Source organism: Ruegeria sp. HKCCD4315, from assembly GCF_013112245.1.
Lineage (GTDB): Bacteria > Pseudomonadota > Alphaproteobacteria > Rhodobacterales > Rhodobacteraceae > Ruegeria.
Map to the genome: position 1 here is coordinate 715,709 of NZ_WVRN01000001.1, position 17,567 is coordinate 733,275.

Sequence of the window (17,567 nt, forward strand, 5' to 3'; positions counted from 1 at the left end):
CTTATTCGTTCTTAGGCGCGACCCAGATCGTGGCCGGGCCTTTCAACAATTTGCGCAGCAGGGCCTCGGTAAAGGTCCAAATGTCCTGATCATGGACCAGATGATGGGTCAATATGCCAAATGGTTCAGCGTTGTCTGCGCGTCCTTCGCGCCGGTCGCGCAACAGATCAACTGTCTGCGCGATCAGGATGTCGGGGTTGATCAGACTGCGTGTGCCGCGCCAGTCAATCGGGTCAAGATGGGTGTTGATTTGTCCCAGCCCCGGTGCGGCAAAAGGTGTTTGGCGCGGCGTCGCAGTGGACAGGACACGAAAGCCCAGGCGGGGAAGTTGCGCGACCATCTCGGGCGCGATGCGGTTCCACGGGGGAACAAACATGGGACGCAGGTTACCACCGAACATCGCATCAAGACGGGCCATTCCTGCCTTTGCATCATCGACCATCTGGTCCAGCGGTCGATTGAGACGGAACTCGGCCTTCTTCTCTCCCACAGGCGCGTGGTTATAGTGCGCCCAGCCATGCACCACAGGGATCAAACAAGGTCGGTCCGCGACATACTCGGCCAATGCCGGGGTCGCGTGGTGGGGAATGACAGCCAGATGAACAGGTAGGCCCAATTCCGCAGACATATCAGCCAATTGGTCCAATTGAGGAGTTGGAGCGACGGCGTCATCGTCACGCCACCAGAGCGGAAATGACATACCCGATGCACGCCAGTGATCCAGCTCGGCGTCCAGAGGGTGCCAGTCGGGGGTCATGCACGCAGCTCCAACAGGCGTTTAGCGATGCGTACGCTTTGGGCAGCGCCGTCAAATCCGAAATCCTGCTTTGCGCGGGGACCATCGGCAATGATGCGTTCAACCGCTTGGGCAAGTGCGGCCCCGCTCAGCGATTGACTTTCCAGAACTTCAATAGCGGACAGGCCGGACAAGCTCTGCCCGCGCAGACCTTGTTCAACCTCTTTGCCGTCATCGAATGGGACAAAAACCGCAGGTGTTCCGCTTTGCAGAATATCCATCGCGGTGTTGTAGCCGCACATACTGACCGACGCTGCCGCAAGCGGCAACATCTGGCGAAAATCCGGGCGCACTTGTTCAAGAATGACCGAGGTTCCTTTGGCCTGTTCCGACAGTTCGGCAATCCGCGCCTTGGCATCCGTACCGCCCACCAACAGACGCCAGCGCCTGTTGGGCATCTGGCGGGCGGCCTCGATGGCCGCACGAAAGATCGGTTGCCCAACAGAGCCGCCGCCGGCGCTGACCAGAATTTCACCTTCACCCACCAAATCCGGGTGAGGTTGGGGCAATTCAGGCGCAACAAAGCCGGTATAGTGCAACCGGCCCGACAGTTGATCTGAAACCGGCCAACTGACGGATAGGGGCGTCACGCTTTCGGTCGAATGAACCAGTACGCCGTCATAGTACCGGGTCACAATATCGTCTGCGCGCTCGGCCTTGGCGGGTTTTGAGGGCGGGGCCAGAATATCTCGGATCGACCCCAGAACAACCGGACGTACCGGCAGCTCTGTTGCTGTGCTCAACGCTGCGTCGAACTCGGCGGTCAGCGATCTGCGACCAAAAGGATAAAGCTCGGTGATCAGCACCTGTGGCTGGAACGTTTTTACAGCCTGTACCAGAGCCGTCACACGCGCCTCATGATAGGCGGCATCAGCCTCTTCGCCGGTTTCGGTCAGCAAGCGGGTGAAATTGGTGCCGTCCGACCTTAAAGGGGGCAGGCCAAACAACGTCATTCCACTGCTGTCCAGCTGCGGTGCAGGCATTCCGCCCGTCACCACCATGACCTCGTGCCCGTCATCCCGAAATGCACGACCAAGGGTCAAAGCGCGGCTGAGATGCCCTGTTCCCAACAGGTGTGTGACGATGATCATCACCTTCATGGCAAGGTCTCTCGTTTTGGCAAGCGTATGGGATCGGGGTCAGCGGTCATGGTATTCACATCAACGATATACAGCCGATTGCGTTTGATCTTGAAGGGGGCAGGGCCAACAAAATTCCAACCCCAGGCTTGGGCCAGTATGACCCGCATGATGCCGATATGGCAGACAGCCACCGCATCGTTTTGCAGCGCGGACAGCCAAGGGCGCAACCTGTCACGAACATCTGCCGGACTTTCGCCATTTGGCGGTCGGAAATCCCACCCCCAATCTTCGATATGCTTGTAACCGCTTGTTGTGTCCGCGATCAGATCAACGCCGCGTTGACCCTCCCAATCGCCCCAGTTCATCTCGGTCAGCGCGCCTGACGTTTGCGGGATGCGACCCGAGACGATTTGGGCGGTCTCATGGGCGCGTTGTAGCGGGCTGGACCAGATGTCAGCCTGTGCCCAGTTGTCCGGCAGGCGATAGCCAGCCAATTCCGTTCGTGCGTCATCGTCCAGGGGAATGTCGCTTCGGCCCTGTATCTGACCAGCGCGGTTCCAGTGTGTGTGCCCGTGGCGAAGCAGCGCAAGCTTGGTCATGGCACGTCCTTCAGCAAGGGGCGGAGGGTTGCCCAAAGGCGGGCAGTGGCTTGTGGCATAAGATGACGGTCAGCCACATAGCTGCGCGCAGCCGCGCCGAGGGAGTGTCGCAGCGATGCGTCCTCCAGCAGAGTTTGCAGACGGATGGCAAAGCCTTGCGCCCCGGCGTCGATCGAAGGGTAAATTGCGGGGGCCAGCACATCCCGCACGCCCGGTCGATCTTGTGCAAGCACCGGTACGCCCGCAGCCTGTGCCTCGAGGTAGATCATACCATAGGCTTCGTTCACACCGGGCCAAACCAGCAGAGAGGCGTGTTCATAGGCCGCTTGCAGCGCATCGCGGTCGAGTTGACCCAGAAAGCTGACCTTTTCTCCAAAGGTCTCCATCAAAGCCTCGACTTCTGATCGAGCGGGTCCATCGCCAGCGATGTTCAGATGCCACTCACCTGCCAGATGCGAAAGCGCTTCGGCCAGAATCTGGTAAGAGGCCAGCTTGTCCCCGTGGCGCATCATGCCAACGGTTAGCATGGGGCCTTCTCCACTGGTTGCAGGGGGCAGCTCGGATTGTGGCAGAAATGGTGGCAGCTCGACCAAGGTCTGATCGCCAAAGCGGTCCCGTTCCAATGTGATCAGGTCGTTGGCGGTGTGGTAAAAGATGACGTCGGCGGCGTCGCAGGCTCGATGTGCATCAGCTGCAAAATCGGCCCAAGGCCCGGTCAACCGACTGGACGCGCGGGTGCTTTCCAACTGAACATAAGGAATGCCGCGCGCCTTGCAGACTTGCGGCCCCAACAAATCGGGGGCTTTGTAGTAGTTGTGATATGTCACCCACAGAGCCGTGTCCGAAGGCAAGTCGGAAATTAACCTCTGTGCTTCTTTTTCTGCAGCGCCGCGCAGGGTGCGTTGCAGGTCGGGATCGCCGCTCTTGTCATAGATTCTAAGGTCCGACACCAGATCAACCCTGTCGCCTTCAGCGGCCAGCGCCTTGATCAGGTTCCGCGCCATTTCGCGGTCGCCCGAGGGGGTCGGGCTGTCGGGGGATTTCATTGGTGCATAAAATGCGACCCGCGCCATCATGCGTCTTCCAGGCACATGGCGTTCAGGCGTCTGGAGAGTTGAGCGATCCCTGGGTCCATCCGAAACTCGGCGATCAGCCGATTATAGGCGGCGCGCGCCATCTGAGATGCCTGTTGCGGATCCTTGGCCAATGCGTCGATGGCAGCTGCCAATGCGGCGGGATCGTCCTCGGACAAGATGCCATGTGTTCCGGTTTCGATGAACTCCGGGATTGCCGACACCGGGGTCGACAGGATGGGCAACAGCTGAGAGGCAGCTTCCATCAACACATTCGGCAGCCCATCACGGTCGCCATCTGCCGCAATACGGCTGGGCAAAACAAAGAGATCGGCCTTTCGCATGGCATCGATCACCTCGGGCTGATCACAGGCACCTCTCCACGCGATGCGATCCCCAATGCCAGCGGCGTTCGCCTTTGCCCGCAACGTATCGCCTAAAGCGCCGCCGCCAATATGGGTCCAATGCCAGTCCAGATTATCGGGCAACAAGGCAAAAGCCGCGATCAGCCGGTCGAATCCCTTTTTCTCAACCAGTCGCCCAACTGAGATCATATGAAATGGGCTTTCAACTGCGCGCAATGTTCGGGTCGGCGGGTTCGGAAACCGCGACAAGTCGAGCCCGTGATAGATCAGGTCCATGCGATCGGGATCATCCGCCAGACCCCGCAAATGCTCAGCCCCAATTGCTGTACAGGTGGCACCAAACGTTGCGCCATGTGTTGCGGCCTGCAGCTTTTCGCGCTTTTCCCATTCGGGCGACGTCCAGATGTCCTTGGCGTGGGCCGAAAAGCTCCATGGCAAGCCGCGCATGATGGCCGCATAGCGGGCAACAGACGACGGTGTGTGCATGAAATGCGCGTAAAGCCCCAGAACTTCGGGGGGTAGTTCTGCAGCCAGAACACAAGCTTGGCCAAAGCGCCGAATGCGATTTGGTGTTGGATCGCGACGCAAGTCCTGCCGCCAGATCCGGTAAGCTTCGGCATAGCCGGGCAGGGTTTGCGCAATCGCACGCGCGGCCCAGACTCGCTGCGGCTCCTGATACAGGTATTCGGGCAAATAATGCACCTGCCCGGTGAAACGGTCGTGCAAGGGATGACGCTTGGTGTCGGTCGGGTGACGCAGCGACCAGATGTCGAACCGATGGCCCGCGTCCTGCAAGGCGACAAGCTCCTGCGCAATAAACGTTTCAGACAGTCGCGGCCAGCCTTTGACCACAACCGCCAGCGTAGGTATTTCTGAGGTCATCCGGTGGCTCGTTCCTGTTCCCAGGTCAGCAGGTCGTCGATGCGGTCGGTGACGTAGTCCAGCCCGTCGAGCAAACCGGTCTGGATGGCCTGCGATGGTAGGGTTTGATTGGGCAGGTTACGGATCGCTGCGATCATCGCCTCGGGGGTCAGGCCGTCACGGTGTTCATCCAGCATTTTGACCAAGCCCAGCTCTTCCGCGCGTGAGGCGCGAATCCACTGTTCCAGCCGGGGCGTGGTGCGCGGAACGATGACGGCGCGCTTGTCGAAGGACAGAACCTCGCAAAAAGTGTTGTAGCCGCCCATGCACACAACGCCCTCGGCCCCCGCAAACAGCGTTTCGATCTGAGATTCAAAGCCAACTGCTGTCACGCGCCCGTTCAAAGCGGCAACACGTGTTTCGAATTCCTCGCGCAGTTCGCCCGACAGGAAGGGGCCATAGACCAGCATTGCACGTGGAGACAGGTCTGGGTCTTTCTCGTAAGCAGAAAGAACCAGGTTCACCATCGCTTTGCCATCTCCGCCCCCGCCAGGGGTGATCAGGATATAGGGTTGCTCAGGCGGCTCACCCACCGGGCCCAGATCCCGCCGCAGATAACCTGTCCAATGAATGCGGGATTGCGCGGCGGGGCTCAGCGGCAAGCCTTGAGTTGGGTCATAGATCGACTTCAAGCCATAGACCCAGATTTCGTGATAAAACCGCTCGGTCGCCTCAACAGCTTCTTTGCGTGCCCATTCGGCGGCCAGAACTTCGGGTTCATCCAGAACATCCCGTAACCCCAGCACCAGTTTTGTGCCACAGTTCCGCTCCAGATAATTCAGCGTTGGCAGCAGTTCACCGCGAAACCCGGTTGGTTCTTTGTCGACGATCAGTACGTCGGGGTCGAATTGCTGAACGGCCGTCTGGATCAGGCCCGAGCGAAGCTCGGTCACTTCATCGATGCCCATTCCGATCGTACGTGCCGCGTAAGAGCCATCGGCGCGCTTGGTCACACCGGGCAATCTCACGTGATCGACGCGGCGGGGAAAGGTAAACCTTCCTGCCACCGGAGAACCGGTCAGGATAAGCGCAGACGCGCTGGGGTCGGCCTGCGTGATTGCAGCGGCCAAAGCCCGCGACCGGCGTAAGTGGCCAAGGCCAAACGTGTCGTGGCTGTAAAACAGGATACGCGGCGCGCGGTCCGGTTTTGAGGTGGTGGTGCCAAGGCTCATAGAGTTGCCCGTCTTCTTGATCTCGATGCGAAATCCGCGCGTTCGCAAGCGTTATCGTATATTTTTTTGTCGTGCTTGCCAAAGGCGGAAATGCGCCCCTGCAAATGTTCCAAGCATTGCGATTTGGCAACAGCATATTGACGAGTTAGCGACATATCGCACCAAAGCTTGGATAGGATTGCAAAAGCATCAAAGAAATCGCTGACATAAGGGCGCCCGCAACCTGTGCTAAGTCATATTCAATTTTTGCCAGATTGAAAATAGCTGCAACACGCCTGTGCGCCAATACCACGCCTCTACACGATATTGAGACAGAGACGTGCGAGTGTTTGAACTGCCTTCAACGCTTGTTTAATCTGACCTGCATCGGAAAAACTGGATGCAAGACCCTATGAAACATACCTTTCTGGCCGCAATAGTCCTGGCTTTGTGGGCTTTCGTTCTGGCTTTTCCGGTCAGTGTTTCGGCGCAGACATCGTTGATTCCCGGTTACGGTTCGGGATCGAGCAGCACATCCGATACGGTGCCCGAAAACGATCTTGCCGCCGCGATCCGCGCTGCCAGCGAAGCCGGTGCAAGTGTGATTGTCATAGACAGCGCCGGTCAGGTCGTGACAACGGCGGGCGGAGCAGAGGCAGGCTCAGCCGAAGGCGGCGGTGGGGCAAACAACCCCATGAGCGACGGATCGCAGCTGATGAAGGCGCAGGAGCGGTTCTCGAAATTCCGCGATTCGATGCAATCGAGGCTCGAGGCGCTGCCCTATTCAGTGTTCGAAGTGCAGTATATTCTACGTCAGACCAGCCCTGACGGGCGCATCCAGACTTATGTTGAGGTCTTGGGCTGGAACGTCCTGTTCTTGCTGTTGGGGCGTTGGCTGTCGATCGAGATTTACGGCAAACGCTTTGCTCGGCGCTGGGTTGTGGCCCGGGTCAAAGACGACCCTGTTGGATACCGCGAAAAGATGCCTTTCCTTGTCTTCCGCTTTGTGATGGGGATTGGAGGCACGATCTTTGCCATGCTGATGGCGCTGATTGTTGGATACCTGTTCTTCGGCGAGGCCGAGGACATCTCGATCCAGTTTACAGTCACGGCTATTTTCACGGCGTTCTTCCTCGCGCGTACTGTATCCGATCTGTGGCGGATGGTTCTGTCGCCCTATCTGAGCCAATACAGACTGCCACCTTTCTCGGACAAAAACGCCCGCAGGCTTTACATCTGGGCATCGGCCTTAGCAACCTATGACATCTCGGTTGTATTGTTTGCGACCTGGGTCGCGGATTTTGGCCTGAACTACAACGTTTATGCCATGGTCTATGGTGGGCTGACGATGATTGGCGCGTTGGGCAACGTTCTGATGATCCTGTTCAACGCACGGGCCATCTCGAACGCGATCCGCGGCGGACGGGCTGGGGATCAGGTATCCTGGTTGTTGCGGGTTGTGTCCTATGGTTGGGCGCCGGTCCTCATCGTCTACGTCGTGTTTAGCTGGTTCCGTTTGGCCGTTGATCTGGCGCTGGAGAATCCAACGCCAATTCCCCTGATTGCCAGCAGCTATCTGATCTTCATGTCCGTCGTCATCGCCTATGGGGCGATGAACTATCTGCTGGAACGGTATTTCGACCGGTCCCGTATGATTGACGAAATCAACGAAGAAGCGGCGGCAGAGGATGACGAGATCGCCCCGGCGGAAACGCCCGAGGCCGAGCAGCGCCAGCAATATCTCCTGACCTACGAAGATCTGGCGCGCCGCGTGGCCGGCATTCTGGCCTTTGTGATCGGGGCTTATGCGCTTGTCGTCATCTGGTACCCGGATGCGGACTGGAGCCAGGATTTGCCGGTCGAGCGCGCGCTGGATGTGATGGTCATCATCTTCATCGGCTACATCCTGTTTCACTTCTTCCGCATCTGGATCGACAGTAAAATCGCGGAAGAGGTCGATGACGGGAGTGAAGCCGAACTGGGTGATGAAGGTGGTGAGGGCGGACAAAGTCGTCTGGCAACGTTGCTGCCCCTATTCCGAGGCGCGATTCTGGCCGTTGTTGTCGTAACGATTGTGCTGATTGCTCTGATGGAGCTGGGCATCAATGTCAGCCCACTGTTTGCCGGCGCCGGTGTGGTGGGTCTGGCCGTTGGCTTTGGCTCGCAGACATTGGTGCGTGATATCTTTTCCGGTGCGTTCTTCCTGCTGGATGATGCGTTCCGCAAAGGCGAATATATCGACATCGGCGATGTCAAAGGCACGGTCGAGAAGATCTCGGTCCGGTCCATGCAACTGCGGCACCATCTGGGTGCGCTGAACACTATCCCCTTTGGTGAGATCAAGGTGCTGACGAACTATTCGCGCGATTGGGTCATCATGAAACTGCCCTTGCGCGTCACCTATGACACGGATGTCGAGAAGGTGCGCAAGCTGATCAAGAAACTGGGTCAGCAACTGCTGAGCGATCCTGTGATCGGAGATAACTTTATCCAACCGCTGAAATCGCAGGGTGTGATTGAGATGCAGGATTCTGCTATGATTATCCGGGTCAAGTTCATGACCAAACCGGGCGATCAGTGGTTGGTGCGTAAAAAGGTCTACCAGGACATTCGTGAATTGTTTGCTCGTGAGGGAATCAAATTTGCACACCGTGAAGTCACTGTGAGATTGGCGGACGGCAAAGAAGCCGAGGACCTGACGCCTAAGCAGCGAGAGGCCGTGACTGGAGCAGTACAGACTGCAATCGACGAGGATTATCTGGACGACATCGGGCCGGGTGGCGACGACCGCTAGGGACTCTCCCGCCGCTTCGGAATGCGTCTATGGCAAGACGCGACACAAAGCGTGGGCCGCGCGTTCCGCGCGACGGTTGGGTGCCTAGGCGGTAAAGGGCCAAACAGGCTTGGATGTGCCCAGTTTTGATGCTGGCAGATCCCAACGCATAGATGCCCCACCGACTTGGAGCGCTGGTTTGAGCCGCTGGCCGGGCCCCCAGCCGGAGGGTTCGGGGTCTGTATTGTAGTCTGCGGTTGTTGGGCTGATGGGTGCAGCTTCGGCATCGTCCTTGCCGAGCACGGCCAAAAGCTCGGCAGTGCGTGCAAGGGACAGGTGGGCGTGCATGATCGAATTACCTGCGGCGGCCTCTGACAGGGCGGACAGAACAGCGGCTGCCATCAAATACCCTGTCGCGTGATCCAAAGCCTGAACCGGCAAGGGGGTTGGTTTGTCCGCCTGCGCCCAGCCCATGCCGGTATGGGCAATGCCCGCGCTCATCTGCACAAGGCTGTCAAAGCCGCGTCGGGAGGACCATGGTCCCTGCCAGCCATATGCGTCCAGAGTGACCTCGATCCGGTTCGGAGCCAATTCGTCGCGTTTGGCGCGCGTCAGACCCAAAGCCTCCAATGCGCCCGGTCGATACCCGTGCACAAATACGTCCGCCTGAGACAGCAATTCTTGCAGTAGCTCCAGGCCATCGTCTGATTTGAGGTCCAGATAAGCGCAGTGTTTCCCGAGCGAGATGTCAGGGATCACACCCGGTTCATCCCAATCCGGAGGATCGATGCGCAGAACCTCGGCGCCGAAACCGGCCAGAGTTCGGGTCGAGACCGGACCGGCCAGAACACGTGTCAGGTCAAGCACGCGTAGTCCTGCCAGGGGCCGTTCGGCAGTTGCCTGCGGCCTGTCGCGTAGTTTGACATAGCGCGGCCCTTGCCAGCCAATCAGTGGATCACGTGACACGGCGCGGCCTTGCGGATGTTCCAGCCACTCGGTTCGACTGCGCATGGCAGCGGCAACGCCACCTTCTGCCACCACTGCGGTTTCGAGATCCGCTATAGACCATGACTTGACGGCAGTTGCCACGGCCTCGCGATCAGGCGGAGTACCAAGAACCTTCAGCGCAGCCGCCCGGTGGCGAGGTAAGTTGGTGTGCAGGCGTATCCATCCGTCCGAGGCTTTATAGTCGCCCGCGACCGCATCCCAGAGGCTCGGCATTTCCCAACCGTCTGGTTTGAAAGAATAGCCGAACCAAAGGGATGCCAGCCGGTGATCGACTTTGATTTCAGGCGTAGCAGACGACAGGTTGAGCGCTTGCATCAACCGGGCCATTTCGTGACCAACCGCCGCAAAGCTGGCTGTCGCCATCTCAGATACCGCGAAAGCACTTGGCAGCGCGCCGTCACCCGTTCTGCGATAGCTGTCTGCAGCAGGAAGGGTGGCGAGCAGGCTCATTGCTGATAGGGGTCCAGACTGTCGCGCAGCCCGTCACCGAGGAAGTTGAAAGCCAGCACGACCACGATGATCGGCAGCATCGGGATGGCCGTCCACGGGTAAATCTCGATCGAGGCGAGGTTTTGCGCATCATTCAGCATGACACCCCAACTGACGGCAGGCGCTCGCAGGCCCAACCCAAGGAAACTAAGTGCTGTTTCACCCAGGATCATGGCTGGTATCGACAACGTGGCCGATGCGATCAGGTGCGACATGAAGTTTGGCAGCAGGTGCTTGCGGATCACCCGGCCCGAGCTCGCGCCCATCATTTCAGCCGCACGCACATATTCTTCCTCACGCAGTGACAGAAACTTGGCGCGAACAGAACGCGCCAGGCCAGGCCAGTCGAGTATACCCAGAATGATCGAGATGATGAAGAAGACCGCAACAGGGCTCCAGTTCGATGGCACGGCGGCGGACAGCGCCAGCCACAAAGGAAGTTCCGGCAACGAACGCAGAATTTCGATGACGCGGTTGATCGTCCAGTCGATGCGCCCGCCGAAATAACCCGCCATCGAGCCGAACAAGATGCCCAGGAAGAACGACACTGAGATACCGATCAAACCCACTGTCAACGAAAGCTGAGCGCCATAGAGGATGCGGCTGAATATGTCGCGCCCCAGTCGGTCAGACCCCCACAGGAACAGGGTGGCGCCTTCGGGGGCGCAAAACAGGTGGGTGTCGGATGGTATGAACCCGGCCAGACGGTAGTCTGACGCTTCGCAAAAGAACCTGATGGGGCGTGGGTCGTCTGTGTCGGGCACAAATTTCCACTGGAATGTCTCAAGATCCGCTTCGGCAACGATGGGATATACATGAGGACCAATAAACTCACCCTCATGGAACCAGTGAACCGATTGGGGCGGGGCATAAAGGTGCTCGCCATTGCGGTCGTTGGGTCCATAGGGTGCGATGAACCCGGCAAAGGGCAACATCAGATAGCACAACAGCAGGAAGATGCCTGAGATCAATCCAAGCTTGTGGGTGCGGAACTTGCGCCAGACCAGCACCCAGTTTGGTGCGTCCAGATCGGCGCGTTCGAGCTGTTGAACAGACGCCTGTGGGTCAAAAGGCGCGTCATCGACAAAGCGGTCATCGGGACGTTCGGTCATGCTTCGCGCCCCTCATAACGGATGCGCGGATCGAGCATCACCAGCAGAATGTCCGAGATCATCGTACCGATCAGCGTCAGCAAGGCGACAAACATCAGGATGAAGGCCGAAAGGAACTGATCCTGTGTTTTCAAAGCCGTCAGCAGGGTCGGGCCAATGGTTTGTAGGCCCAGAACAACAGAAACCAGAACCGAGCCTGACACCATTGACGGAAGCAGGTTGCCGATATCGGCCACGAAAGGGTTGAACGCCACGCGCAGTGGGTATTTGGTCAGCATCCGCGACGGGGCCATACCTTTGGCAATCGCAGTTTCGACATAAGGCTTGCCAAGCTCATCCAGCATATTTGCCCGCAGGCGCTGCATCATGGCCGAGGCCCCCGACGTGCCGATCACAAAGGTTGGCACGATCAAGTGAACGAGGATGGATTTCAGCTTGTCCCAACTCATCGGCTCGCCTTCGAATTTGGGATCCATAAGGCCGCCGATGGGCAGGTTGAAATACTGGTGTCCGTAGTAGAACAAGATCAGAGCCAGAAGGAAGTTCGGTGTGGCCAGACCCAAATATCCGACAAAGGCCGAGGTATAGTCGATCCACGTCCGCGACCGTGCAGCCGCTATAACGCCCAATGGAAGCGCAACTGCATAGACGAACAGAATTGCGGCCAGATTGACGACGACCGTCAGCCAAAGCGTATCGCCAACAATTTCTGAAACAGGTCGGTCAAATTCAAATGACCAGCCATAGTTCCCTTGAATCAATCCAGAAAAGCCGTGCGGTCCGGGCCAGAACCCCATCCAGATCAGGTATTGCTCCCAGATGGGACGATCCAGAGCGTATTCCGTGCGAAGAAACTCGGCTTTGGCGACACCGGCAGATTGGCCCGAGGCCTGAAGCTCGGCAATCTGGTTGCTCAGGTAGTCACCGGGCGGCAGGTTGATGATTGTGAAAATCAGAACAGAGACCACCAACAGCGTCAGCAGCATCGTGAAGAATCGATACACCGCATAGCGCAGCATGACCATTTTGCTGCTCCTGCTTAGTCGGCGAAAAAGAACTCGTCCGGGCGATGGATACCGAAATGCGCGCCGGGCTCCCATGCCCACATAGCCTGTTCCGGTACGTTGCGCAGACGGTTTGACACAACGACAGGCTGGGGCGCGCCGTTCAGGATACCAATCGCATATAGTTGGTCCGCATGAATTTTCAGCATTTCCGTCCAGGCAGCCATGCGTTCTTCATCGCTTGTGGCGATTTCCCAATCATGGGCCAGCTCCATCAGGCGTTCAGCTTCGGGCATGTCGGGGGCTTCGCCAGCTTCGCCTTTTGTCTGGTAATATTGACCCCATTTGGGCCAGGCCAGAAACACCTGATCGGTGGGCGCCAGATAGGCAGGGGACGTATGTGCCTGCGGGATGCCATCATCCCATCCAAACCAAACTGACGCCATCGAGTTGCCCGCAAACACGCGGTTGCGCAGAATGTCGCGGTCCAGCGGACGCATCACCAGTTTGACCCCGATCTCGCGCCAGTTGTCGGTGACGATTTGCAGCGCGTTCTCGACCTCTTGTCGTTCACCGGCGGTTTCGATGATCAACTCCATCGGGCGGCCATCGGGTAACAGGCGGATGCCATTCTTGTCGCGCTGAGTCAGACCGGCTTCGTCCAGCAGGGCATTGGCCTGATCAATATCGTATTGCGCCCAGGCTGCGGCGTTCTCTTCACTGTAGAAAGGCGATGCGGGCAGCACGGACATCGCCGCGGGACGCGCCAGTTTGAAATACAGAGCCTGATTGATTGTGTTGCGGTCTATGGCCAGCGACAAAGCGCGTCGCACGCGAACGTCACGCAACACGTCGCGCCAGACGTCATCTGCAAAGTTGAGGTTCGGATAGATCGCGACTTGGGACGCTACGCCGGTTTTCCAGAGCAGTGTTTTGTAGCCGCCTTGAGCTTCGCCTTTTTTAAGGATCGACGCGTCCCGGAAGGCCAACCCGCGACCTTGCAGATCGCTTTCACCTGCGTTGGTCTTGGCGGCAACTAGGCCGGGGGCCACAATCTCCATCTCGACCACATCGATATAAGGCAGTTGCACCCCGTTGCTGTCGATACGGTGATAATAGGGGTTGCGCACGAAGTTGTGGCGGATCTTTTTACCCGAGCTTGCGTTCAGCCAAGGTTGCAATGTCGGCAGTTCGTGGTTGTCGAACTTGTAAAGGTTGTCCAGCTTGTTGTGCAACGCGGCCCAGCTTTTGACCCTTGCGTCCTCAACCAGAAACGCCAATTCCTCGGGATCGGCGTATTTCTCGTGATACTGTTTGAGGAAGGCGGACGGTCGGTAGATAAAGGGCGGCCGGGCATTCGCCAGCGTTTGCAGGAAGTCCGGGTTTGGATCCTCCCATTCGAAGATCACCGTGGTTTCATCAGGGAAGGTGACAGTGGGTGACTTTCCTTCGACGATCAGAAACTCAAGCGGGCCCGAGGGGCTGAGCAGTTCGTTATTGGCGACCTCTTCCCACCAATAGCGGAAGTCTTCTGACGTAAAGGGTGAGCCATCCGACCATTTATGCCCTTCCCGCAGTTTCAGCGTGAACTTGCGATTGTCTTCGTTCTCGAACGAGGCCAGCAGGTCGGGCACAATTTCATAGTCCTGGTTAAACCCGACAAGGCGAGCATAGCCATAGACGACCATTTGGCGGATATCTTTCGACCGCGTCACCATCGTGCGTAGGGTGCCACCTTGCGTTCCGAATTCGCGACCTTTGGCGGCCAGATCAACAACCAGCGGTTCCTTGGGAAGACGTTCTTCAACAGGCGGAAGATTGCCGGCCTCAACCTCAGAGCTCCAGAAGGTGCTTTCCTGAGGAGCAGGAAGGGTTTCTGCCGTCGCGGGCAGCATCCCCGAAAGGGCCAGCATTGCGGCCAGGATCAGGGGGCGAGTGGTCTTAAACATGGCAACGTACCTTATGGCCCGGTTCCAATTCCACCAATGAAGGTATCACGGTGTCCGAGAAACGGAAGGCTTCTTCCCAACTGTCCGGCGCGCCGGCGCCCAGAGAGACCATTTGCAGGTCAATCGGACGGTTGATGTCGGGTTCGGGTTGAGCGGCAATCAGCGCCTTGGTGTAAGGGTGACGCGGATTGTAGAAAAGCGTTTCGGGCGGGGCCTGTTCGACAATCAGGCCGCGCCGCATGACGGCAACTTCATCAGCGATCCGGGCGACAACGGCCAGATCGTGCGAGATAAACAGATAAGACAGGTTCAGACTGTCTTGCAGGTGTTCCAACAAGGTCAGGATTTGCTCCTGAACCGAGACGTCCAGAGCCGACGTAGGTTCGTCACAAACAATCAGCTGCGGGTCCAGCATCATGGCGCGGGCCACTGAAAGGCGCTGCCGCTGCCCGCCGGAGAAAGCGTGGGGATAGCGTTTCAGCATGTCTTCTGTCAGGCCAACGCGTTGCAGCATCTCGGCCGCCTTCTCGCGCTGTTCAGCCACGGTGCCGATCTTGTGGATCTCAAGCGGCTCGGTCATTGCGTCTTGGATACGCATGCGGGGGCTCAGCGAGCTGTAAGGGTCCTGAAACACCATCTGCGCTTTTCGCTGAAACGCCGTGCGCTGGGCACGCGTCATGCTGTGTACCGTGATTGGGTCAGCGTCAGGCGCGGTGCGGAAAAGAACTTCGCCGCCGGGGTCCGGAAGTTCTGCCCCCAGAGCAATGCGGGCGGCCGTTGTCTTGCCTGATCCGCTTTCCCCAACAATGGCAAGCGTTTTTCCGCGCGACAGATTAAGGTCCACGCCGCGGCAGGCATAAATTGCCTTGTCGGCCTGCCACCCCTTGCTGGACCTCATCGTATAGGTCTTGGACACACCCTTCATTTGAAGGATCAGATCTTCGTCAGGCATGGGAATCCCTACGGCATCCTGATCCGGTATTGCGGGAGCGGCGTCGAACAACTGTTTAGTATAGGGATGCGCTGGAGCGGTCAGGATCGGTGCGGCGGGGCCAGATTCCATAATGCGGCCCTTGTGCATGACCACCACCTGCTCGGCCATATTGGCAACCACGCCGAGGTCATGGGTGACAAGGATCAGCGCCATGCCGGTCTCGCGTTGCAACTCTTTAATTAGGCCAAGCACCTGTGCCTGTGTCGTTACGTCAAGCGCAGTGGTCGGCTCGTCCGCAATCAGAAGTTCGGGCTTGGATACCATTGCCATGGCGATCATGGCGCGCTGACGCATGCCACCTGACAGCTCGAACGGGTACGAGTCATAGGCACGCTGCGGATCTGGAAAGCCCACGCGGTCAAACTGGGTCATAACCTGTTTCCGGGCTTCAGCCTCGGACAACCCGCGATGCAGCCAAAGGACTTCGCTGACCTGATTGCCGATCTTGTGCAAAGGCGAGAGCGAGCGCATGGGTTCCTGAAAGATCATCGAAACCCGATTACCGCGAATGTTGCGCATCTCGCGTTCAGAGATCGATGTCAGTTCCGACATCCCTTTGGAATCGTTCAGAGTTATTGTGCCGCTGCGGATTTGTGCAGAGCGGGGTAGAATACGTAAAGCGGCCCGGCATGTGATTGTTTTGCCCGATCCGGATTCACCCACCAGTGCAAGCGTCTGGCCGGCCTCGACGTCGAAGTTCACATCCGTGACCACGGAATTGCCCGTACCAAAGCCAATGCTCAGGTTTCTGACGGACAACAACGCGCTCATGCGGGTTTTCTACCCGTTTGGCCAATAGGTAACATCGGTTGTTTCAACTCCCCGTGATTTTTTCATCAGTGTCGCGCGGTTCCGCCCGTCTAGTCAAACCCGTTCTTATGCTGAAATGTCGCGGAAATGTGAAACTTTGGGCTTCATCGCTACACAAAGTCTTGAGAATTTGTCATCTAGGGCCGCATCGGACGCATCTATGCTTTCGATTGGTATCAAGGAGATATTTACCGGTGTCCGAGAATCAAAGCCGTCTGGATCTGTTCATCGACCGCATGATGTCGCAGCGTGCCTGTCTGGATTTTGCCATTGCGCATACCCGCGGCATGGCCGGTCCGGTGTTCGAACTGGGTCTGGGCAATGGGCGCACTTATCACCATCTGGTGCAGCATATGGATGAGCGTCCAGTTTACGTTTTCGAACGCGCGGTCGCCTCGCACCCAGATTCGACCCCACCCGAGGATCGAGTAATTCTGGGCGATGTGCGCGAGACGTTGCCGTCATCGGTTGACCGTTTTGGTGCGACCGCAAGCTTGATCCATGCGGATTTGGGCGGGCACAACCGCGAAAAGAACGATAAATTTGCACGTTTCGTGTCGCCGCTGATCGAGCCATTACTGGCCCCGGGTGGCCTGATGGTGTCAAGTGACCGTATGTATTTCGAAGGGCTGACGGAGATGCCGCTGCCCGCAGGCGCTGTCGAGGGGCGCTGTTTCATTTACCGTCGCTGACCAAAAAGGGACGCCAGCATGATTTTCTACGACTGCTCAACAGCCCCAAACCCCAGGCGTGCCCGCATGTTCATTGCGGAAAAAGGGCTTGAGATCGAGACCCGCGAAGTCTCGATCGCCAAGGGCGAGCAATTGAGCGCGGCGTTTCGCGCCATCAATCCGCGCGCCACTGTGCCTGTACTGGTCACCGATGAAGGCACAGTTCTGACCGAAAACATGGGAATTGCCGGATATCTTGAAGCGCGTTGCCCCGAACCACCTTTGATGGGGCGAAACCCGGATGAAAAAGGTTTGGTTCTGATGTGGAATGCGATCGTCGAGCAGCAGGGTGGTTTGCCCATCGCCGAAACACTTCGCAACAGTCATCCGGCTTTCAAAGACCGCGCCATTCCTGGCCCGTCCAACTATGCTCAGATCCCGGAACTGGCGCAGCGGGGAAAAGATCGTGTGGCGCGGTTTTACGATCTTTTGGAAGCGCGATTGACGGAAAGCCGGTTCCTTGCAGGGGATGAATTTACGCTCGCCGATATTTCGGCCTTTGTGTTTGTGGATTTTGCGCGGGTGATCAAAATGCGAATTCCCGAGGGTAACGTCGCCACAACTGCATGGTTTGAAAACATAAAATCCCGCCCCAGCGCCAGCCTGTAGTAAACGGATTTTTGGGTGCGGTTTCCTGCTGACCCAGACTGTACAGAAATGTCTAGACAGAAGTGAACAGTGTCACTAGCGTCTCCGCAGATTCTGTTTTG

General features: G+C 57.8%; 14 protein-coding genes. 3 read left to right on the forward strand and 11 right to left on the reverse strand.

The features are described 5' to 3' along the window. Nucleotide 1 precedes the first annotated feature (1 nt). The 6 genes from GS646_RS03600 to GS646_RS03625 are packed head-to-tail and all read right to left on the reverse strand — an operon-like array spanning nucleotide 2 to nucleotide 6,008. Complete coding sequence (locus GS646_RS03600; RefSeq protein WP_171647599.1) at nucleotides 2–757, reverse strand: polysaccharide deacetylase family protein; 756 nt, start codon at nucleotides 755–757, stop codon at nucleotides 2–4. Continuing rightward, entirely contained in the window at nucleotides 754–1,896 is a 1,143-nt protein-coding gene (locus GS646_RS03605; RefSeq protein ID WP_171647597.1) for a glycosyltransferase family protein, read from the reverse strand. Before GS646_RS03605 ends, GS646_RS03600 begins: the two co-directional genes overlap by 4 nt. Next, nucleotides 1,893–2,477, reverse strand: a complete 585-nt coding sequence (locus GS646_RS03610; protein WP_171187086.1) for a histidine phosphatase family protein — start codon at nucleotides 2,475–2,477, stop codon at nucleotides 1,893–1,895. The genes GS646_RS03605 and GS646_RS03610 overlap by 4 nt, the downstream gene beginning before the upstream one ends. Further along, a complete protein-coding gene (locus GS646_RS03615; RefSeq protein ID WP_171647595.1) occupies nucleotides 2,474–3,550 on the reverse strand; it encodes a glycosyltransferase family 4 protein in 1,077 nt (358 codons plus the stop codon). The genes GS646_RS03610 and GS646_RS03615 overlap by 4 nt, the downstream gene beginning before the upstream one ends. Beyond that, nucleotides 3,550–4,797 carry a glycosyltransferase gene (locus GS646_RS03620; RefSeq protein ID WP_171647594.1) on the reverse strand — a complete coding sequence of 416 codons (1,248 nt, stop codon included), beginning with the start codon at nucleotides 4,795–4,797 and terminating at the stop codon, nucleotides 3,550–3,552. The genes GS646_RS03615 and GS646_RS03620 overlap by 1 nt, the downstream gene beginning before the upstream one ends. Continuing rightward, nucleotides 4,794–6,008 carry a glycosyltransferase family protein gene (locus GS646_RS03625; RefSeq protein WP_171094413.1) on the reverse strand — a complete coding sequence of 405 codons (1,215 nt, stop codon included), beginning with the start codon at nucleotides 6,006–6,008 and terminating at the stop codon, nucleotides 4,794–4,796. Before GS646_RS03625 ends, GS646_RS03620 begins: the two co-directional genes overlap by 4 nt. 391 nt (nucleotides 6,009–6,399) lie before the next feature. Here GS646_RS03625 and GS646_RS03630 point away from each other — a divergent pair, with 391 nt between their 5' ends. Next, nucleotides 6,400–8,781 (forward strand): mechanosensitive ion channel family protein, encoded by a 2,382-nt coding sequence (locus GS646_RS03630; RefSeq protein WP_171094410.1) that lies wholly within the window; start codon nucleotides 6,400–6,402, stop codon nucleotides 8,779–8,781. Between the two features lie 84 nt (nucleotides 8,782–8,865). Here the strand turns inward: GS646_RS03630 and GS646_RS03635 are convergent, their stop codons facing one another. The 5 genes from GS646_RS03635 to GS646_RS03655 are packed head-to-tail and all read right to left on the reverse strand — an operon-like array spanning nucleotide 8,866 to nucleotide 16,087. Further along, nucleotides 8,866–10,218, reverse strand: a complete 1,353-nt coding sequence (locus tag GS646_RS03635) for a CoA transferase (RefSeq protein ID WP_171187078.1) — start codon at nucleotides 10,216–10,218, stop codon at nucleotides 8,866–8,868. Continuing rightward, complete coding sequence (locus GS646_RS03640; protein ID WP_171187076.1) at nucleotides 10,215–11,369, reverse strand: ABC transporter permease; 1,155 nt, start codon at nucleotides 11,367–11,369, stop codon at nucleotides 10,215–10,217. The genes GS646_RS03635 and GS646_RS03640 overlap by 4 nt, the downstream gene beginning before the upstream one ends. Beyond that, nucleotides 11,366–12,394 carry an ABC transporter permease gene (locus GS646_RS03645; RefSeq protein ID WP_171187074.1) on the reverse strand — a complete coding sequence of 343 codons (1,029 nt, stop codon included), beginning with the start codon at nucleotides 12,392–12,394 and terminating at the stop codon, nucleotides 11,366–11,368. The genes GS646_RS03640 and GS646_RS03645 overlap by 4 nt, the downstream gene beginning before the upstream one ends. A gap of 14 nt (nucleotides 12,395–12,408) precedes the next feature. After that, on the reverse strand, nucleotides 12,409–14,322 hold the full coding sequence (locus GS646_RS03650) for an ABC transporter substrate-binding protein (protein WP_171187072.1): 1,914 nt from the start codon (nucleotides 14,320–14,322) through the stop codon (nucleotides 12,409–12,411). Next, on the reverse strand, nucleotides 14,315–16,087 hold the full coding sequence (locus tag GS646_RS03655) for an ABC transporter ATP-binding protein (protein WP_171187070.1): 1,773 nt from the start codon (nucleotides 16,085–16,087) through the stop codon (nucleotides 14,315–14,317). The genes GS646_RS03650 and GS646_RS03655 overlap by 8 nt, the downstream gene beginning before the upstream one ends. A gap of 233 nt (nucleotides 16,088–16,320) precedes the next feature. Between GS646_RS03655 and GS646_RS03660 the strand changes: the two genes are divergently transcribed. Together GS646_RS03660 and GS646_RS03665 are read left to right on the forward strand one after the other, a co-directional pair. Beyond that, nucleotides 16,321–16,818, forward strand: coding sequence for a class I SAM-dependent methyltransferase (locus tag GS646_RS03660; protein WP_371732018.1), 498 nt, complete (start codon nucleotides 16,321–16,323; stop codon nucleotides 16,816–16,818). Nucleotides 16,819–16,836: 18 nt separating this feature from the next. Then, nucleotides 16,837–17,466, forward strand: a complete 630-nt coding sequence (locus tag GS646_RS03665; protein ID WP_171647592.1) for a glutathione S-transferase family protein — start codon at nucleotides 16,837–16,839, stop codon at nucleotides 17,464–17,466. The last annotated feature ends 101 nt before the right edge of the window (nucleotides 17,467–17,567 follow it).